The sequence below is a fragment of the Micromonospora sp. CPCC 206061 genome (assembly GCF_036906915.1).
Taxonomy (GTDB): Bacteria; Actinomycetota; Actinomycetes; order Mycobacteriales; family Micromonosporaceae; genus Phytohabitans.
In genome coordinates this window covers 1-16,494 of sequence record NZ_JBAKHX010000011.1, presented here as the reverse complement: position 1 = coordinate 16,494, position 16,494 = coordinate 1, and the positions used below count along the sequence as shown (strand labels likewise).

The window sequence follows — 16,494 nt, the reverse complement described above, 5'->3', positions numbered from 1 at the left end:
GAGCGGCTGGTCAAGGGCCCCTTCGCTGATCAGTGCAGGAGGTACGCGCGGAGCGTGGTCAGCTCGACCTCGTTACCGGCTTTGTCCTTCGCCACGGTGCGCAGCGACACGTGCTCGGCGCCAGCCGGATGGGTGACCGACGCCTTCCAGTTCGCGCCGCGTCCACTCACCGCCGCCGGGCTCCACGTCGCACCGTCGTCGTAGGACACTTCGACGGTGAGGCCGGTGACGGTGCTGGCCCGTGAGCCGGCCTGGTGGCTGACCCGCGCCGGGATGGTGAACTTTCGGCCCGCCGGTGCGCTGTACGCGCCGTCCAGCGCCGGCGCGTAGTGCACGGTCATTAGGGGAAGAGGCGTCACCGGGTCGGCCGAGTGCGCGGAGCGGAACGACCAGGAGCCTGACACCTTGGTGGATATCGGGAACAGCCCGGTGCGGTCGACTTCCGCCTCCAGCCGGTACGCGGAGTCATCGCGGGGCAGCGTGGCCGAGAGAATTCCGGCGACGCCGGAGTTCGCGACGAGTTCCCCGTTCCGATAGAGGGCGGTCTGGCTCCGCTTTGCCTGGATCTTGCCTGCGATCCCGAACCGGCCGGGCACAGGGTCGACCAGCATCCCAAAGTACGCGTTGAACTCGTCGTCGGCTGTTCGGGTCACGCCGACCGTCGAGGTTTCGCCGGCTGAGCGGCTGTAGAACGCCGGGCCGAAGACCGCCGTGTTCCAGGTCTGCTGGTACGAATGTCCCGGCCGGTAGACGAGGCCAGATTGGATGGCGAAGGCCACCGTCGTTGGATCGTCGACCGGTCCGATGTCGACCATCTCGCTGGACCAGATCACGTTCGTGCCAGCGAAGTAGTCGGTCCGGCGCGCGGGCAGCCGCATGCGGGTGGAGGCGGAGAAGAACGCGTTGTCCACCCGTGAGCCCATCCCACCGGCGGTGTTCGGAAGGCCGTGCACGCTCTGATGCACGACGGCCAGGTCCCGGGGGCGAAGATGGCGGGTGAGCCCGGTCGGGATGCCGCCGTTGGTGCCGATGCCCACGTTGTACATGTACGGGGTGTCCCAGTAGGAGCCGTTGCCGTCCGACCGGGCCCAGTGGGTGGCGACGAAGGACTTGAACGCCGACGATCTGGCCGCGGGGCCGGCCTGGCCGAGGAACAACCTGTCGGTTCCTTCGTAGAAGAAGTAGTAATCAAGTCCGTCACCGCCGGTCGTCGTGTAGCTGGCCAGCGACATCACCGGTGCTGCGCCGGGTTCGGGCACGGTGATGTCGACCGCGCCGGCGGTCCGGGCGTCGAGCACGACCGTGGTGTCCGCCTTCAGCCGCAGGTGAGGGCGCGCCAGCAGCGAAATGGTTTCGTTCTCACTGTCAGGATCGGTCGCGATCACGGCGCCTACGCTGTAGTCGCCGGCGGGCACCCGAGTGGTGTATCCCTGCGGCGTCATCTGGTACGTCACCTGCTCACCGGTCCACGACGTGACGGCGCTGTTGTACGAGGTCGCAGCAGCGCCGTGCCGGTCGATCACCCGCACGGTCAGGTCGTAGCTTTCCGGCTCGCGCAGCACGGACACCTGCGTCCGCACCCAGTTCTCGCCCACTGTGGCGGTGATTTGGCCGTTGTACCGGCCGTCCGGAGCGGCCACCGACGTGTCCATCGTGACGGTGACCGTCGCCGTGCCTCCGGCGGGAATCGTCACCGTCGACGGCGACACCGTAAGCATCCCGGCCGGGGCGGCGGTTCCACCGGGGCCGGTCAACTCTCCGGTCACGGCGACCGACGCCGGCGAGGTGCCGGTGTTGCGGTAGGTGAGAACCTTGGCCATCGGTGCGTCGTCCTCGTGCGGCCACTTTGGCCGGCCCAGGTTGAGGCTGCCGTGGTCCACGACCACAGACGCGTTGATGGCCGCGCCGAGGTCGACCCGGCCCGCACCCTGCCGGTCGAGGGCCACCCCGTCGAGCCACCGCGAGGTGCTCATCAGCGCGGCCTTGACTTCGAGGCCGCTCCACTGTGGATGCTTCTGGGCGAGCAGCGCGGCAGCGCCGGCGACGTGGGGCGTCGCCATCGACGTACCACTTCGGGCCATGTAGTGCTCGCTATCCTCGGCCGGCACCAGCGACGAGCGGGCGGCCACGATGTCGGTGCCGGGAGCCGCGATCTCGGGCTTGAGCGCGGCGTCGCCCAGCCGGGGACCGCCGCCGGAGAAGTCGGCGATGGCGTCCCGCCGATCGACCGCGGCGACCGACAGGGCGGCGTCCGCTGTGGATGGTGACTCCACCATGTCGGGGCCGGAGTTGCCGGCCGCGATCACGAAGAGTGTGCCGTACTGCGCGCTGAGCCGGTTGACCGCGTCTTCGACGATGTCCACGCCTGGGCTGTCCTGCCCGCCGATGCTCACGTTCACGACCGAGGCGCCCTGCTCGGCGGCCCACTGCATGCCCGCGATCATCGCCGACTCGGAGCACGACCTGTCCTCACACACCTTGCCGGCGAGGATGGTGGCCTCCGGCGCGATTCCCTTGTACCGACCGCCGGAGGCAGCACCGCTGCCCGCCATGGTGGACGCCACATGGGTTCCGTGCCCGATGACGTCGCCCGCCTCTGGCGACTCGGTGAAGTTCTCGCTGGCGCGGATCCGGCCGGCCAGGTCGGGGTGGCTGGCGTCGACGCCGGTGTCCAGTACGCCGACCACGACGCCACGACCGGTGTAGCCGGACTGCCAGGCCGCTGGGGCGCCGATCTGGGCCGCGCTCTGGTCGAGCAGGACCTTCCTGACCCCGTCCAACAGCACCGAGCGCACGGCCCCCTGATCCAGACCGGACCGCAGGTCGGTCCACAGTGCACCGGTCTCCTTGGCGGCTGCCTTCACAGCGAACGCGTCGACCACCGGCACCTCAGCGGTCACCGTCGCGCGTTTGTCCGCCAGTTGGCGTACGCTCGACCGCTTCGCGCCTCCGGAGTGCTGGACGAGGAGCGGCATCTTGTCGCGGTACCCGACCGCGAGCAGCCCTGTCACGTCGAACAGCCGCCGGTCCAGCCGGCCGGCGGCCAGCAGTCCGAGCACATCGGACGGATAGACGTACTGATGGCCAGCGCGGCGCTCGGCGGCGAAGCCGATCCGGGCGCGTCCCTTGCCCGCCTCGACCGCGACCACCTTGCCGTCCCGGGTGCGCACGACGTCGCCGGTGACCAGCGTGACCGTGTCGTCCGGAAGCGCATTGGCCGAATGTGCCGTGGTGGGCACGGGCCCGGAAAGGGCCAACGTCAGGCTCGCGGATGCCGCAAGCCATCGAAGTATTCTCACAAGCCTTAGGTGTCGGTGAGAGTGCCCCGCCGTTGCACGGTTACGCGATTCCGTCCTGTTCCCGCTCGACGCGGGCGTTCCACTCGCGCTTCGTGGCCTGCCATCCGTCTTCGTCGTGACCGGCCCGCCAGTACCCGGAAAGTGATTGTCCCTGGCGCGCGACGCCGCGCTCGACGAAGAGCAACCGGCGCAGTTCCTTCACGAAGCCGGCCTCGCCGTGCACGAACGCGTGCACGGCGCCGGGCGGAAACTCGAACGCCGACACCGCCCGCACGAGCGCCGCGCCGACCGGGGCGTCGCCCCGGTGCAGCCAGGTAACCGCGGCATCGCCCGCGGTCTCGAGCTTCTGCTCCTCCTCGGGACCGCTCACCTCGATGAAGACGTGGGCGCGCGCGGCCGGAGCCAGCCGTTCCAGGGACGCCGCGATCGCGGGCAGCGCGCTCTCGTCGCCGGCCATCAGGTGCCAGTCGGCGTCCGGGCTGGGCGCGTAGGCGCCGCCGGGTCCGGAGAAATGAACCTGGTCACCGATCTGGACCCGGGCCGCCCACGGACCGGCGAGCCCCTCCTCGCCGTGGTACACGACGTCGAGGGTGAGTTCGCGGCGCTCCTCGTGCCAGCGGCGCACGGTGTAGGTGCGCATGCTCGGCCACTGGTCGCGCGGCAGTTTGGCGCGGATCCGCTCGATGTCGAACGGCTCGGGATACGTCACTCCGCTGGGCGGGAACAGCAGCTTGACGTAGTGGTCCGTGAACTCCCCGGCGCGGAATTCCGCCAGCCCGGGACCGCCGAGCACGACGCGCACCATGTGCGGAGTGATCCGCTCGACAGACTGGACGTGGGCGGTGATGACGCGCGGCGCGCGCCGCCCAGGGCGTTCCGACATTATCCGAGCTTAGCGAGGGATCCGGGCCTCCAGACCGTCGAGGACGACCTCCAGCCCGTACTCGAACTTGCCCTCCCGGATCTCCGCCGGATCCAGGTCCACGGGCGGGCCGATCTGCGTGATGTGGCCGTAGTCGGCCGCGGCCTGCTGGGCCGCGGGCATGAGCCGCGCGATGAACTCGGCCTCCGTCTGCCCGGAACGCGCGACGGTGGTGAGCCAGGCGGCCTCCGTCGTGCTCATGCCGATCACGTACGAGATCAGCGTGTCGATGGCGCGGCTCGGCTCGGGGAAGCCGGCGGCCGTGAAGAGAGCGGCGAGCCGCTCCGTGAAGGACATGAGGTTGGGGCCTAGGTAGGCGAGGCCCGCCTGGCCGACGACCGAGGCCAACCAGGGATGGCGCAGGGCAGTCGCGCGGAAGGAGCGCGACGCCTCGGTGGCGGCGACGCGCCATCCGGTACCGCTGGCGTCCGGCACCGCCATCTCGCCGAAGATCTCGTCCATCGCGAGCTCCATCAGCTCGTCTTTGGTTGCCACATGTCGGTACAGGGAGGTGGCGGCCGTGTTCAGGCGGGTGCCGAGCTTGCGCATGCTCAGCGCCTCCACGCCCTCCGCGTCGAGCATGACGATCGCCTCGCGCACGATCGCCGCCCGGCTGAGCGCGGGCTGATCGGGTTCGGCCTGCTGGCGGGCCCACACAGACGGGATCGGGTTCGTCTTGGCAGCCATGGACCACTCCTCCGGGAACGCGTACGCCGTTCGCCACCAGCGTACACAAAACGTGGCTTGCGTACGCCGCCCGCGTCTGCGTACAGTGTTCGCAGCGAAGGAACGGTGTACGCGCCCTGGAGGAAGATCATGGAATCTCGCAACCCGCACCGCTGGTGGATACTCGTCGTGCTCTGCCTGAGCAGCCTCGTTCTGGTGGTCGACAGCATGGCGCTGACCGTCGCGGTGCCGCACATGACCGCGGACATCGGCGCGAGCACCCAGGACATCCAGTGGATTCTCGACTCGTACATCCTGGTGTTCGCCGGACTCCTGCTCACCTCCGGAAGCCTCGGTGACCGGTTCGGACGCCGAAAAGTCATGATCATTGGTCTGCTGCTCTTCGGAGCGGCGTCAATGGCGGCGACCTTCGCCACGAACCCCGGCGAGATGATCGCGGTGCGGATCGCCATGGGCGTGGGTGGCGCGCTGATCATGCCGTCGACGCTGTCGATCCTCATCACGGTCTTCCAGGAGGACGAGCGCAACAAGGCCATGGCGGTGTGGAGCTCCGTGGCGATGCTCGGCCTGGTCGGCAGTCCGGTGCTGGGTGGTGTACTGATCGACCGCTTCTCCTGGCATGCGATCTTCCTGATCAACGTCCCGGTCGTCGGCCTCGCTCTCCTGGCCGGCTTCGCCCTCATGCCCGAGTCGAAGGCCCCGTGGCAGAAGGCGGATCCGCTGGGCGCGGTGCTCTCCGCCGTGGGCATTACCGCCCTGGTCTGGTGGATCATCGAGATTCCGCAGCACGGCGCCTTCGAGGGCCGCTCGCTCGTCACCCTGACCATCGCCGTGGTCTCCCTCGTCGGGTTCGTGATCTGGGAGAACGTCACTTCCACGCCGATGGTGCCGCTGGTCCTGTTCAAGCACCGCAACTTCAGTGGCGGCTCGCTCTCCCTCGCCCTCGTGCAGATCGGCAACGGCGGCCTGCTGCTGGTGCTCACCCAATACCTGCAGTTCGTGCTCGGATACTCGCCGGTCAAGGCCGGTCTGGCCTTCGTACCGCTGGCGGTCGCCGCGCTGGTCGGCAACGGCCTGGGCGCCAAGTTCGCCGCGAAGCTCGGCAGCCGCGCCCTGGTGCTGGGCGGGATGCTGGTCATGGCCGCCTCGTTCGCACTGCTGACCACCGTCTCGGCGAACACCAGCTTCGCTGTCCCGGCGATCGCCCTCGGCCTGCTCGGCTTCGGTGCCGGCGCCGCAATGCCGGCCGCTGTCAGCGCCCTGATGGCCACCATCCCGGCCGACAAGGCGGGCGTCGGCTCCGCCCTGAACGACACCATCCAGCAGGCCGGCACCGCGCTCGGCATCGCCATCCTCGGCTCGCTGCTCTCCAGCGGCTTCGCCAGCGAGATGCCCGCCGACGCACCGGAGCCGGCCAAGCGCTCGATCGCCGACGCGCTGGCAATGGCGCAGGGCGACACCGGCCTCATCCAGGCCGCTCGGGACGCCTTCACCGCCTCGATGTCCACCACGTTCACGCTGAGCGCGATCGGCGTCTTCGCCGCCGCGGTCCTGGCCAGCCTGATCATGCGGGACCGCAAGACCGCGCCAGTCGAAGCGCCAGCCAAGGAACTCGACCTCGTCGCCTGAACATTCGCTCTGAAGGCCGGTCCCAGTGGGGTACCGGCCTTCGGCCTGTTCCGGGCGCAGCCCCGGCAGGAGATGGCAGGCATGGTCCGCTTTTGTACAAAGTGGACCGTCGACACGGCCTCACTCGCGACGACGTCGCCACCATCCACGAGTGGCTCGAAACGCTCTGAACCAACACGTTCTCCCTGCTCAACACGGAAGTCTATTGCTGTAACCGACTCCTAACGCTAGGCATAGGCGTCGATGGGTATTCATTGATTCAAGATTTGCTATAGGGTGGCTCTTCTATTTCGATCGGCGATCATCTAGGAGTCCCTCGAATGGGCATCGGCACGGCAATCCGGCACCGACTGGGGCGGTTCGAGGAGCCGGCGGCAGAGCTCTACCGTTCCTTCTTCATCGACCTAGAAGCGCTGGTCAAGCAGCTCTCGCACGTCGGCACGCCCAAGCGCATCCTGGAGGTCGGCTGCGGTGACGGCGCGCTCGGCCAGCGCCTCATCCAGACCTTCGATCACGCCGACTACCTCGGCATCGATCCCGCGCCCACCGCGGGCCGGCTCTTCCGCGGAGACACCGGCCGCGCGGAGTTCCGCACCATGACCTGTTCTGACCTGCGAGCCGAGGCACCCGACCCGTTCGACCTCATCGTGATCGCTGACGTGCTGCATCATGTGCCGGTCGACATGCGATCCGACCTGCTGAACGGCGCCGCGGCGCTTACCGCCCCGGGCGGCCGGATCGTCGTCAAGGAGTGGCTCTGGGGCCGGCTCATCGCCGGCCGGCTCGGCTACTGGGCCGACCGGTACATCACCGGCGACAAGGACGTCGACTTCATGACCGATGCGCAACTACGGAAGACGCTCGCCGACGCGCTGCCCGAATTCACCGTCTGCGAGACGGGATGGGTGCGCCCCTGGAAAGAGAACATCCTGTTGACGCTGCGCCGGAAGACTGACGACTAGCACCAGCGTCCACTATGGACGTTACAGCGCGATTCCGGGTAAGCCCGTGGGTCGACCATCGCATGTTCGTGCTGCGAGACCCTCGCAGCCGGCCCACGCCCTTGGAGGAAGGCACCCCCGGCGCAGACACGAATCGAGTCACTGTCCGGCAAACCCGAGACCACCGTCACCCTCGAACGCCCCGGCCCCGTACGGGTGCGGGTTTACACCAAGGGTCGAGGCGAGGCCATGGAACGCCTCTCCATGGAGACCGCCTATGAGGGCGTTGAGGAATGGCTCCTTCAGGTATGGCCCGACGAGAACGCCAACGTGGGTATGACGTAGAGCGGTGCCAGGTGTCGCCATGGCATGTCGCTCCAACCCTTGAAGCAGGGGCAGATCGCCGTCGTTTTCCCCGGGGCGGAGCCCGTTCGGGCTCCACCCCGGGTCGTCGCTGTCGATCAGGCGGTGGCGCAGGTGGCGCCGTTGAGGGTGAACGAGGTTGGCTTGCCGGTGTTGCCGGTGTGGGTGGCTTGGAAACCAATGCCGACTGATGCGCTGGGTGCGATGGCGGCGTTGTAGGAGACGTTTCTTGCCGTCACCTGTCCGGTGGCCGGCGCGTAGCTGGCGTTCCAGCCCGAGGTGATGGCCTGCCCGCTGGGCAGGGTGAAGACGAGAGACCAGCCGTTGATGGTGGCGGTGCCGGTGTTGGTGATGGTGATGCTCTCGGTCAGGCCGGTGTTCCACGCGTTGACGGTGGTGGTGACCCGGCACGCGCCGGTGGTCGGCGTCGGGGTGGTCGGGCCTGGCGTCGGGGTGGTGGGGCCCGGCGTCGGAGTGGTCGGGCCCGGAGTCGGGGTGGCGAACTGAGTGAAGAACGTCCAGGTCTCTTGGGGGAGCCAGGCCACGTTGGAGCCCGCATCCCGTGGTGTGGCGGTGTGGCCTCCGTCAAAGGCGTACCAGGCGACCGGATACCCGGCCGAGCAGCCTGAGTAGTGGAATTCGGTGTGCGTCCCGCTGCCCTGCGCTGGTTCGGGCGGGCTCGCCGCGGTGCAGCCGTTGTTCCTGACGAACCTGTCACGCATCGTTCGGCCGCCGGAGATGCTGAGCACGTTGTCGGTGAGGCCGTGCGCCTGAAGGTAGGCGATGGGCTGGGTACCGCCGCTGCAGCCGCTGATCACCCCGCCGGCGTAGATCGCGACCGCGCGGAAGATGTTCGCTCGGGCACACGCCAGCGCATAGCTCATGCCGCCGCCGTAGCTGAATCCCAAGGAGAACAACTGCGTCGTGTCGACACAGAGAGCGTCCTGGATCGTTCTGATCATGTCGTCGGTAAAGATCACGTCCTCACCGCCGGAGTTGGCCCAGCCATTGTTGAGGCCCTGAGGCGCGACGAAGATCGTGCTGTTGTTCGACAGGGGCAGGAGCCCGTAGTAGTTCTGACTCGTGACTGAGCTGGCGGTGCCGTTCAACCAGTGGAACCCGAAGACCAGCCGGTAGGGGCGGCTGTTGTCGTAGTTGTCTGGAATTCTCAGGATGAAGCTGCGGGTCTTGCCGCTGCTCTGTATCGAGTGCGTACCGCTGGTCAGCGTTGGTGTCTTGCCGCATCCGGCGGTGGCCGCAAGGGCCCCAACGCCGGTGTCCGGTGCGGTTGCGGCGCGGGCGTCGCTCGACATCGCCGCGCCCGACGGTATCGCCGTCGTTATCAGCATCGCGACGCCCGCGGCGGCAATTGCGGCGCCCGACAGTGTCAGTATCGTCCGACGACGTCGGTGACCTGGGTTCCCGATCAACTTTCCTCCTTCGAGGGCTGCTCCACTACGCAGTATCCGTGCTAAATCGATCAACTTGGATAGTAGGCGTGAGAGTGACGCTCGTCAATGGAAGTGTCCGGCCTCAGGTTGTACCGCTCGGCAGCACGGCGATGTGGGCCTCATCAAACCCACCTACGACGCGGGCTCGACGTCCCAGTACGCCCGTCGGACCTTGAGGAGCCACGTCGGAGTCCGGGCCGGCCAGCCCGTAGGCCGTCGACCCGACGATGCCGGACAGCAGCACCTGCACGCGTATCCCCCTTCAGAAGTCGCCGTCGGCGCATTGGAGAACGGTCAGGCCGAGCACGTCGCGCCACATGCGGACCACCTGGTTTCGGTCGTCCACGACGAAGGCGACGTCGTAGCGGCCTTCGATGTGCTGCCGGTACAGCTCTTGCTTGACGATCGCGTCCTTGCGGTTGTCCCGTGGGGCGCGCATGTGCAGGTCGTCGAACGGAATATTGTGATCTTCGAGCCACTCCTCGGTTTCTGGGCGGCATACGCTGTCGCGGGCGGACATGACGATGATGCGGTGCCGGCCGGCGGCGGCGATTGTCTGCGCTAGCTCGACGATGGCCGGGTTGGGCTGGTCCTCGCCCACCCGGTGCCAGTGGTAGAAGGCCCGTACGCCGGGTCCGTCACCGCGCAGGGCGAGCGTCCCGTCGACGTCGAACAGAACCGCGCGAGGCAGCATCGTCACAGGACCCTCCTTGATCGTTTGCCGGCTTGCCATTGTCCTGGGTCAGGAACCTTTCGAGCTCGCCGACGTACGTCGGCGGGCTTGCGGCGACGTTCCGACCCCCCACGGTGGGTCGGAACGTCTGCGGTTGCGGCGTTACAGCCACGGCCAGGTGGCGTTTGTGCCGGCCTCGATCAGCGGGATCATCCGGAATGCCTGGTCGGTGAGGCCACCGAAGGTGTGCCGGTTGCCCGTGCCGGACGGGACGTGGCCGCGCCGGTAGCCGGCCAGATTCCACGTGTACATCGGCACCGTCGCCGGCACCGATGCGTCGACGCCACCGCGGTGGTCGAAGTGGGCCTGCTCGTCGGTGACGATGACCACCCGGTCGTGGCGGGCGTAGTGGTCTCGTACCGCTCGTGCGGTGTTGGTGCCGTCGCCGTAGAAGTAGCCGTCGGCGCGCCACCGGTCCAGCGCCCGAAGCAGCGACTCCCCCGGCCGTACCGGGAAGGTGCAGCTGTCTGTGGAGAACGACACCACGTCGGCGCTCGTGCATCGCTGTGCCAAAGCCACGCCGAACAGCACGGCCGCGTCCCACCGCATGAGCGTGCCGTCCTTGGAGAACCGGGAGCTCATCGACCCGGAGGTGTCGATCAGCACCAGCGTGCGGCCCGCCAGGATGGGGATGTTCGCCAAGCAGTGGCCCAGGGCCTGCTCCAGCGGGTACGACCAGCGCAGCGACGGCGCCGCCCGGTGGGCGGACAGGAACCGCATCGGCAGCTGCCGCGACCGAGCCACCTCGGCTGGGCCGGCGAGCTTCCCGGCGACGGAGGCGGCCGCCTCGTCGCAGACGCCGGCCTCGTCGAAGTTGCGCAGGTTCCGCAGCAGTGCCATGTAGCCCATGGATGGGATCAGCGCCTCCCACAGCCGGGCCTTGTTCAACGTCGGTCCGGCCAGGGACAGCACGTCCTCCCAGGTCATGCCGGCGCGCCGCAGGACGTCTGGGTCCAGCAGGTGCCGCTGCAGGTCCTGTCCCTCAAGCCGTCGCAGCGTGGCGTTCAAGGCCACCATCGGCAGCGCCTCAGGGTTGGGGGCCAGCGGCCGGTTGTGACGCCGGTCGAGCGCGTGGGCGAACAGCGCCCCCTGCCACGGCTTGTCGGCCGCTGGCGACGCGTGCGCCAGGTCCAGGACGTCGGCGAACCGGAACCCGTGCGAGGAAGTGTCGTACTTCAACAACGCCCGCTGCGTGTACAGCCGGCCGACCGCGTCGGCGATGCCGCGCTTGACCGGCTTTGGGATCGCCCGGCCGTGCCGGCGCATCCAGTAGGCGAGCAATTCGCCCGGCTCGTCCGCGCGCAGCAGAACCGAGTCGATGACCCGCCGGTTCGAACCATGAAAGGCGTGACTGTTGGTGCCCTCCGCGGTCTGGTCGCGGGGCAACTGCTGGTCGCCGCCCGCGGCGAGCCGGGCGTGCACAAACTCGGCGGCACCGACGAGCGCGGCCGAGCGCATGTTCGCCTCGCCACGCAACCAGGCCAGGAAATCGGCCGTCCACACCGGGTCGGCGACGGCCAGCTGCCGCACGAGCTGCTCGTAGCGGCCGTCGCGGGCGTGGGCGCTCTCGTAGAAGGTGTGCTCGCTGACCATGTTCGTCACAGCGAGCAGGAACAGTTCGGACTTGGCGTCACGGGCGCGACCCGGCGCCCCCTCGTAGGTGGTGCCCGACGGCGTGGGGTCGCTGACGATGGGGCTCGTGCCGGTGGCGGCGCGGACCGAGGCGCGGTTGAACTTCGACAAGGACGGGCTCCGTTTCGTCCGCGACGGGAGCGCCACTCATTCAGAAGGGGGTGCCCGAGATCAAGTCGGCGCGGCGATCGTTAGGTGCTCTACCTTTGAGCTACACCGGCCCCAGGGCCGGTGACGGGACTCGAACCCGCAACCACCCGCTTGAAAGGCGAAGAACTCCGCACCTGCGCACCGGGCACCCCTCATCTGAAGTTGTCGCCTCCCGAGATCTAATTGGCGGCGGGGATACGGGCGTCGAAACCCGCGAGCCCCAAAGGGGCTCCTCAACCAGAAGTACCCGCAGCCAGCGCACCGAGAGGTGCGTCAGGAACCGGTTCAACACACCATTGTGGACGCTGTCGTGGTTCCCTTGTCGCAGGCCCCGGTGTCGAACCGGGCTGTCCGCCGTTATGAGCAGCGGCTGGGCAGCCAGCGCCCGCCTGCGAGATCCACAGTGGATGGCAATCGAGACCTCGCCCCGAGTCGAACGGGAATACCTTGAAGGAACCGCTTTGCAGGCGGCCAGCTCCACCCGGAGCTTCCACGAAGTCATGAGCGCCCCCGGCTGGATTCGAACCAGCGGCCTCGGCCTTCGGAGGGCTGCGCGCTTCCGCTGCGCTACGAGGGCATGGTGCAGGCGGCAGGAGTCGAACCCACAGGGCTACTGCTTTACAGGCAGCGCCTCGCGCCGCGTGAGCGCCTGCTTGGGGTAGCTGCGGGGAGTCGAACCCGCGCCTTCCAGAGCCACAATCTGGCGTGCACCACCGGTACACCACAGCCACCGTGCTCGCGGCAGGACTCGAACCTGCAAACCCCCGGTTTGTAGGACCGGCGCTCTCCCAGTTGAGCTACACGAGCCTCACCGCGTGCCCGCGGCGGGATTTGAACCCACACCTGTACGCCGTATAAGAGCGCTGCCCTGACCTGTTGGGCGACGCGGGCATGACGCGGAGGGAGCGGGATTCGAACCCGCGACGGGCCTGAGCCCGTACGCCGTTTCCAGCGGCGTTTCCGTAGCCAGCCGGCTCCTCCTTGTGCTTCGGCGGGCAGATTCGAACTGCCATGACGGAGTTAACAGCCCCGCGTCCTGCCGTTGAACGACGCCGAAATGGTCGCGCCTGCGGGACTCGAACCCGCTTTGCCGGGGTGAAAGCCCAGCGGCCTACCCATAGCCGAAGGCGCGTTGCGTGTTCCGACCTGGGATCGAACCAGGGACCTCCGCCGTGTCGAGGCGGTGCTCTGCCGGGCTGAGCTACCGGAACGGGAGCGGGTGTGGGAGTCGAACCCACCTGACTCGGCTTATGAGACCGTTGAGCACGACCGGTGCTCCTACCCGCAGTGCCGCCCCGAGGACTCGAACCCCGTCAATCCTGAGTAAAAGTCAGGAGCCCGTCCGGTCAGGCGCGGGCGGCGTGGCCCCTCGGGCCCGACTCCAACGCGCATGCCGCGGGGTAGAAGCCCGCCGCTTGGTCGTTGAGCTACCGAGAGGGATGGTGCGACACCTGGGAGTCGAACCCAGCACAGTCGGCTTAGGAGGCCGACAAGCGCATCCAGCGCACGTGCCGCATGGTGGTGGGCCGCCGAGGAGTCGAACCTCGGTCTACGGGGTAAGAGCCCGCAGCATTACCGTCATGCTCGCGACCCGTGGCGGAAGGCCCAGGAGTCGAACCCGCCGGCTTTCACCGGGCTCCGGCTTTCGAGGCCGGCTGCGGCCCACGCCGCGCTGCCTTCCACAGTCGGGTTGGCGGGATTCGAACCCACGACCCCTGCGTCCCGAACGCAGTGCTCTACCAAGCTGAGCCACAACCCGTTGGTCGGGACGGCCGGATTCGAACCGACGACCGCGCGGCCCCCAGCCGCGAGCGCTACCAAGCTGCGCCACGTCCCGATTGAGTGCCCACGCAGGGAATCGAACCCCGATCTCAGGTTTCGTAGACCTGCGTCTTGTCCGTTGGACCACGTGGGCATGAGTGTCGTCGGCTGGGCTCGAACCAGCGATCTCTTCGTTATCAGCGAAGTGCCTTCACCTGCTTGGCCACGACGACCTGGCGGAGGGTGCCGGAGTCGAACCGGGCGCCTCCGTTTGCGAGAGCCGCGCTCTACCAAATGAGCTACGGACCCATGAGAGCCAGCGGGGCGGCTCGAACGCCCTACCTCCGGGTTACGAATCCGGTGCACCACCCGTCGTGCTGCGCTGGCATGGAGCCGGCAGCGAGAGCCGTACTCGCGATATCGCTGGGAGCCCAGGATTCGAACCTGAACGAGCTGCTTCAGAGGCAACCATGCTGCCGGTTACATCAGCTCCCAAAGAGCGGCCGGCGGGCGAGAGAGTGCCGCCGGCCGCACCATCAGCGCGCTGCGAGCGCCGCCCACGACGGGGCGGTCGCCTCGAACAGCAACCGCATCCCAGCCTCAGCCGGTGTGCGGTCGCCCTTGCGCTGATTGCAGCCGCCACAGGCCGCAATGGTGTTGAGCCAGGTGTTCCTGCCGCCGCGGGAGCGGGGCAGGATGTGGTCGACGGTTGTGGCATGACCGCCGCAGTAGCCGCACACCCGGTCGTCGCGGATCAGGACGCCGGGACGCGACCAGGGCGGGCCCGAGCCGTACCGCCAGCGGGTGACCACGTACCGCACCAGACGGACGACCGTGGGGACCGGGTAGACACCGATCACCCGGTCGGGTTGTGCTTCGTGAACCTCGGCAACCCTCCGCACCAGCATCCGCACGGCGTGACGGAGACTGACCCGGTGGAGCGGGCCGAAGTCGGCGTTGATGACCAGGACGTCCACCGGATACCTCCCCTCCATGTCGTGATGGCCGGTGGGATGGAGCGGCAGGCCGGATTCGAACCGGCGACCTCGACGTTGGCAACGTCGCGCTCTACCTACTGAGCTACAACCGCAGGGAGCCGACGTGCGGAATCGAACCGCCACGACGGCGTGCGTGCCGAGAGCGGGGGTCGAACCCGCGCTGTACCGGGTTTGAACCGGCTGCCTCTCCCCTTGGGCTACCTCGGCATGGCTCCGGGTGCAGGAATCGAACCTGCGTCTGTGCCGGGATCCAAAGTCCCGTCGCGGCTGCCAACACCGCACCCCGGAACGTTGAGCGGTAGCGGGGACTCGAACCCCGCGCCTGCTGGTTGGAAGCCAGCCGCTCTACCGGATGAGCTACTACCGCATCGTGCTGCGTAGGCCGTACGGGGCTCGAACCCGTAACCTCTTGATCGAGAGTCAAGTGAGCTGCCACCTTGCTCCAACGGCCCATGGCTGCCGGCGCGTCTCCGCGCCGAACGTGGCCGCCCGCGGCGTCGAACCGCGAACCTTCCGGGCTTCAACCGGACGCTGCTACCTCCTGAGCTTGACGGCCATGTGCGTGGACCTGCCCGGGTTCGAACCGGGGACCTCCGCCGTGCCACGGCGGCGCGCTACCGACTGCGCCACAAGCCCAACGTCGGGAACGCGCGAGTCGAACGCGCTGCTTCCTGGTCCCAAACCAGGCCCGGTCACCGTGCCGGTCGTTCCCGATCGCCCGGCTACCGCCATTACGCGACGGTAGCCAGGCTTCGTTATGCCATCCACTGTGGAATTCTCAACTATCAATGCCATTCCGCGCATAAATGCGCAGGGCAAAGCAGGGGTGACAGGATTCGAACCTGCAACCTACGGTTTTGGAGACCGCCGCGACTACCTGTTGCGCCACACCCCTATGAGCCTGTTGTGCTACAACGAAAAGCCGCCCGATCCCTGGTCTGGGTGGGCGGCGTAGACGCTGTGTGTGCTGCGTTTACGTTCGCCGCCGGCCCGGGTTTGGCTTCTCGTTGACGGTCATGTCTATAGGTCGCCCGGTGTAGGACATGCCCGCGAAACCGCACAGCGGTGACCGCTGCGGTTCGAACGTGGCGTGCCACAACATGTCCGGGCTCCCTTGCTGCGATGGTTGATCTGTTGGTGTCCACGGTAGATGGCCGCGTCCAATCAATGCAACGGGCTTTTCGGCCGGGTTCTTCCCGGGCCCGAATCGGTCAGGTTCGCTGTTGCACACAGACAGCCTTCGCAAGCGGTTCGCGCCCTACCTCCCGGCCAGCGTCGCCGCGCGCCGGCGTTGCTGCCGGTCCCCGGCATCAGCTCGCTCGCCACGTCGTGGAAACATCGGCGTGGCGGATCTGCGCCCGGCCGGGGACAACCTCACGCGGCCCGCGATCCGCACCATCGTGGCGATCTTCCGTTACCTGCGCGCGTTTACCGAGTGGCTCACCGACCGCGGCATCCGCCGTCTCAGCTAGGTCACCCTCACCCACCTCGACGCCTACGTCGCCGACGTGCAGCGCCAAACGCTGGGTCCTCACCCACAAACACCCCGACCTACGCCAAGCCTTCGAAGAACAGCGACGAGCTACCAACGGCGTCCCGCCAGCGTTCCAGCACCTCAGCGGCAAGATCTCCGACCTCGAAGCCGCCAACCGGCGTCTCCGCGCAGACACACCGAACTGGCCGAACGGGTCAACACCTACGCCCAGGTCATCCGCGAGGTGAGCAGCGAACTCGACACCCTCCGCGCGCAGACGGCGTTGCAGGACAACGTTCGGCTCCTTCACGCGCGCGCGGCCGGGCACCCGCCGAAATAGTCGCCGCGACACCTTGTGAGCCGGGCCGGCGCGGGTCCCCAAGGACTTCAGAGTCGATAAAGAGCGAAGGGGGCGTCCGGGTGCACGCCGGTCATGCCCTCAACGAGCCCCTCG

11 protein-coding genes and 25 tRNA genes are annotated in these 16,494 nt (G+C 67.9%); 3 read left to right on the top strand and 33 right to left on the bottom strand.

Annotation, left to right across the window (positions count from 1 at the left end):
- Window positions 1–29: 29 nt before the first annotated feature.
- From V6V89_RS11230 to V6V89_RS11220, 3 genes are all read right to left on the bottom strand, one after another.
- Window positions 30–3,239, bottom strand: coding sequence for a S8 family serine peptidase (locus tag V6V89_RS11230; protein WP_334618963.1), 3,210 nt, complete (start codon window positions 3,237–3,239; stop codon window positions 30–32).
- A 100-nt stretch (window positions 3,240–3,339) separates the two neighbouring features.
- Window positions 3,340–4,182 carry a siderophore-interacting protein gene (locus V6V89_RS11225; protein WP_334618962.1) on the bottom strand — a complete coding sequence of 281 codons (843 nt, stop codon included), beginning with the start codon at window positions 4,180–4,182 and terminating at the stop codon, window positions 3,340–3,342.
- 9 nt (window positions 4,183–4,191) lie between these two features.
- Window positions 4,192–4,908 (bottom strand): TetR/AcrR family transcriptional regulator C-terminal domain-containing protein, encoded by a 717-nt coding sequence (locus tag V6V89_RS11220; RefSeq protein WP_334618961.1) that lies wholly within the window; start codon window positions 4,906–4,908, stop codon window positions 4,192–4,194.
- Between the two features lie 129 nt (window positions 4,909–5,037).
- Between V6V89_RS11220 and V6V89_RS11215 the strand changes: the two genes are divergently transcribed.
- Window positions 5,038–6,537 (top strand): MFS transporter, encoded by a 1,500-nt coding sequence (locus tag V6V89_RS11215; protein WP_334618960.1) that lies wholly within the window; start codon window positions 5,038–5,040, stop codon window positions 6,535–6,537.
- Window positions 6,538–6,857: 320 nt separating this feature from the next.
- Entirely contained in the window at window positions 6,858–7,499 is a 642-nt protein-coding gene (locus V6V89_RS11210; protein WP_334618959.1) for a class I SAM-dependent methyltransferase, read from the top strand.
- A gap of 440 nt (window positions 7,500–7,939) precedes the next feature.
- Here V6V89_RS11210 and V6V89_RS11205 read toward each other — a convergent pair whose 3' ends face one another.
- From V6V89_RS11205 to V6V89_RS11060, 30 genes are all read right to left on the bottom strand, one after another.
- Window positions 7,940–9,190 carry a cellulose binding domain-containing protein gene (locus V6V89_RS11205; protein WP_334618958.1) on the bottom strand — a complete coding sequence of 417 codons (1,251 nt, stop codon included), beginning with the start codon at window positions 9,188–9,190 and terminating at the stop codon, window positions 7,940–7,942.
- Between the two features lie 184 nt (window positions 9,191–9,374).
- Window positions 9,375–9,542: a hypothetical protein gene (locus V6V89_RS11200; RefSeq protein WP_334618957.1), complete on the bottom strand. Its 168-nt coding sequence runs from the start codon at window positions 9,540–9,542 to the stop codon at window positions 9,375–9,377.
- A gap of 12 nt (window positions 9,543–9,554) precedes the next feature.
- Window positions 9,555–9,986, bottom strand: a complete 432-nt coding sequence (locus V6V89_RS11195; RefSeq protein WP_442935118.1) for a phosphatase domain-containing protein — start codon at window positions 9,984–9,986, stop codon at window positions 9,555–9,557.
- 141 nt (window positions 9,987–10,127) lie between these two features.
- Complete coding sequence (locus V6V89_RS11190) at window positions 10,128–11,768, bottom strand: TROVE domain-containing protein (RefSeq protein WP_334618955.1); 1,641 nt, start codon at window positions 11,766–11,768, stop codon at window positions 10,128–10,130.
- Window positions 11,769–12,312: 544 nt separating this feature from the next.
- Window positions 12,313–12,384: transfer RNA gene (locus tag V6V89_RS11185), tRNA-Arg, on the bottom strand.
- Between the two features lie 77 nt (window positions 12,385–12,461).
- Window positions 12,462–12,538: transfer RNA gene (locus V6V89_RS11180), tRNA-His, on the bottom strand.
- A 2-nt stretch (window positions 12,539–12,540) separates the two neighbouring features.
- A tRNA-Val gene (locus V6V89_RS11175) sits at window positions 12,541–12,614 on the bottom strand.
- 9 nt (window positions 12,615–12,623) lie between these two features.
- Window positions 12,624–12,698, bottom strand: a tRNA-Ile gene (locus tag V6V89_RS11170).
- Between the two features lie 6 nt (window positions 12,699–12,704).
- Window positions 12,705–12,788 (bottom strand) — tRNA-Ser (locus tag V6V89_RS11165).
- A 5-nt stretch (window positions 12,789–12,793) separates the two neighbouring features.
- Window positions 12,794–12,864 (bottom strand) — tRNA-Asn (locus tag V6V89_RS11160).
- A gap of 1 nt (window position 12,865) precedes the next feature.
- Window positions 12,866–12,939, bottom strand: a tRNA-Glu gene (locus V6V89_RS11155).
- A 5-nt stretch (window positions 12,940–12,944) separates the two neighbouring features.
- Window positions 12,945–13,018 (bottom strand) — tRNA-Val (locus V6V89_RS11150).
- 3 nt (window positions 13,019–13,021) lie between these two features.
- A tRNA-Met gene (locus V6V89_RS11145) sits at window positions 13,022–13,093 on the bottom strand.
- A gap of 76 nt (window positions 13,094–13,169) precedes the next feature.
- A tRNA-Arg gene (locus V6V89_RS11140) sits at window positions 13,170–13,244 on the bottom strand.
- Between the two features lie 3 nt (window positions 13,245–13,247).
- Window positions 13,248–13,322, bottom strand: a tRNA-Arg gene (locus tag V6V89_RS11135).
- Between the two features lie 4 nt (window positions 13,323–13,326).
- Window positions 13,327–13,400: transfer RNA gene (locus V6V89_RS11130), tRNA-Lys, on the bottom strand.
- Window positions 13,401–13,492: 92 nt separating this feature from the next.
- A tRNA-Pro gene (locus tag V6V89_RS11125) sits at window positions 13,493–13,566 on the bottom strand.
- 1 nt (window position 13,567) lies between these two features.
- A tRNA-Pro gene (locus V6V89_RS11120) sits at window positions 13,568–13,644 on the bottom strand.
- Window positions 13,645–13,650: 6 nt separating this feature from the next.
- Window positions 13,651–13,722: transfer RNA gene (locus V6V89_RS11115), tRNA-Arg, on the bottom strand.
- Between the two features lie 5 nt (window positions 13,723–13,727).
- Window positions 13,728–13,801 (bottom strand) — tRNA-Ile (locus tag V6V89_RS11110).
- A gap of 81 nt (window positions 13,802–13,882) precedes the next feature.
- Window positions 13,883–13,955: transfer RNA gene (locus V6V89_RS11105), tRNA-Thr, on the bottom strand.
- Between the two features lie 36 nt (window positions 13,956–13,991).
- A tRNA-Gln gene (locus tag V6V89_RS11100) sits at window positions 13,992–14,063 on the bottom strand.
- A gap of 41 nt (window positions 14,064–14,104) precedes the next feature.
- A complete protein-coding gene (locus tag V6V89_RS11095; RefSeq protein ID WP_334618954.1) occupies window positions 14,105–14,545 on the bottom strand; it encodes an HNH endonuclease in 441 nt (146 codons plus the stop codon).
- 37 nt (window positions 14,546–14,582) lie between these two features.
- Window positions 14,583–14,658: transfer RNA gene (locus V6V89_RS11090), tRNA-Gly, on the bottom strand.
- 42 nt (window positions 14,659–14,700) lie between these two features.
- Window positions 14,701–14,773, bottom strand: a tRNA-Leu gene (locus V6V89_RS11085).
- Between the two features lies 1 nt (window position 14,774).
- Window positions 14,775–14,854, bottom strand: a tRNA-Gln gene (locus V6V89_RS11080).
- 6 nt (window positions 14,855–14,860) lie between these two features.
- A tRNA-Gly gene (locus V6V89_RS11075) sits at window positions 14,861–14,933 on the bottom strand.
- 11 nt (window positions 14,934–14,944) lie between these two features.
- Window positions 14,945–15,018 (bottom strand) — tRNA-Glu (locus tag V6V89_RS11070).
- Window positions 15,019–15,129: 111 nt separating this feature from the next.
- Window positions 15,130–15,202: transfer RNA gene (locus V6V89_RS11065), tRNA-Ala, on the bottom strand.
- 185 nt (window positions 15,203–15,387) lie between these two features.
- A tRNA-Trp gene (locus V6V89_RS11060) sits at window positions 15,388–15,461 on the bottom strand.
- A 448-nt stretch (window positions 15,462–15,909) separates the two neighbouring features.
- On the opposite strand from V6V89_RS11060, the gene V6V89_RS11055 reads away from it, so the two are divergent.
- Window positions 15,910–16,038 (top strand): hypothetical protein, encoded by a 129-nt coding sequence (locus V6V89_RS11055; RefSeq protein ID WP_334618953.1) that lies wholly within the window; start codon window positions 15,910–15,912, stop codon window positions 16,036–16,038.
- The last annotated feature ends 456 nt before the right edge of the window (window positions 16,039–16,494 follow it).

Coding starts and splice junctions, on each gene's coding strand:
- V6V89_RS11225 (WP_334618962.1), bottom strand. CDS start 4,182: ATGTCGGAACGCCCTGGGCGGCGCGCGCCGCGCGTCATCACCGCCCAC.
- V6V89_RS11205 (WP_334618958.1), bottom strand. CDS start 9,190: ATGCTGATAACGACGGCGATACCGTCGGGCGCGGCGATGTCGAGCGAC.
- V6V89_RS11210 (WP_334618959.1), top strand. CDS start 6,858: ATGGGCATCGGCACGGCAATCCGGCACCGACTGGGGCGGTTCGAGGAG.
- V6V89_RS11215 (WP_334618960.1), top strand. CDS start 5,038: ATGGAATCTCGCAACCCGCACCGCTGGTGGATACTCGTCGTGCTCTGC.
- V6V89_RS11195 (WP_442935118.1), bottom strand. CDS start 9,986: ATGCTGCCTCGCGCGGTTCTGTTCGACGTCGACGGGACGCTCGCCCTG.
- V6V89_RS11220 (WP_334618961.1), bottom strand. CDS start 4,908: ATGGCTGCCAAGACGAACCCGATCCCGTCTGTGTGGGCCCGCCAGCAG.